The sequence below is a fragment of the Haloferax sp. Atlit-6N genome, from assembly GCF_003383195.1.
GTDB lineage: Archaea > Halobacteriota > Halobacteria > Halobacteriales > Haloferacaceae > Haloferax > Haloferax gibbonsii.
In genome coordinates this window covers 1-743 of the sequence record NZ_QEQJ01000041.1, presented here as the reverse complement: position 1 = coordinate 743, position 743 = coordinate 1, and the positions used below count along the sequence as shown (strand labels likewise).

Here is a 743-nt window from a genome sequence, read left to right as displayed (position 1 = left end):
GGCGTCCCACAAGACGGCAAAGCTGCGCCGAACGAGATCGACGTCCCCGCTGAAGACGCGCCGTCGCCATTCGAGCTATCGTTCAGTACGGCCGTTCGCCAAGGCCGCATCGAAGGCCGGCAGCGACCAGGCACGCAAGGCGGCTCAACGACCGAAGAGCCGATGAGTCCGACGATCCCGGGCGAGGTCACTGGCCCGCAGATCGATGATGGAACGGCGACGACTCCCGAAGAAGCCGTCTCCGAGTCCTCGGAGCCGATGAACCGCGAGGACTTCACGTCGCCGTCCCAGTCGACAGAGGACACAATCCAAGAGGCCGAGCAACTGCTCGAAGAAGCTGAACAGCCGTCGACGCAGCCCTCCGAGACTGCGGTCGTCGGTAGCTCTGCTCGCCCACTCGCCGGAGGCCTAGCCGGCCCTGGGGGCATATCTGGCCCCGGACAAACATCGGCGCCGGTGACGCGTGGACTCGGATTGGGCCGCGGGCTCGGGCTCTCTGGCGGGGCGGCACTCATAGATGCGCTTGCACAGCCGGCTGCAACCAGTGCGGCGACCGCAACCGCGACCACGCAGCCCTACCAGTTCCGATTCCAGCAGCGGTTCGTCGAGCCGCAACCCTCCGAGTTTGAGTCGCCGGCGTTCACTTTCAACGCACGCCGTCCGCGGCGAAGGGATGTTGGACCTGATGACAACGAGCGCACCGCTGCTGGCGGCGACACCGCTGAATCTACGGCCGGCGCAGG

General features: G+C 66.6%; 1 protein-coding gene. It reads left to right on the top strand.

All coding sequences use genetic code 11. The features are described 5' to 3' along the window. Nucleotides 1–162: 162 nt before the first annotated feature. Nucleotides 163–743 (top strand): hypothetical protein (locus DEQ92_RS24210; RefSeq protein ID WP_233516926.1); only part of this gene is annotated, 581 nt, incomplete at its 3' end.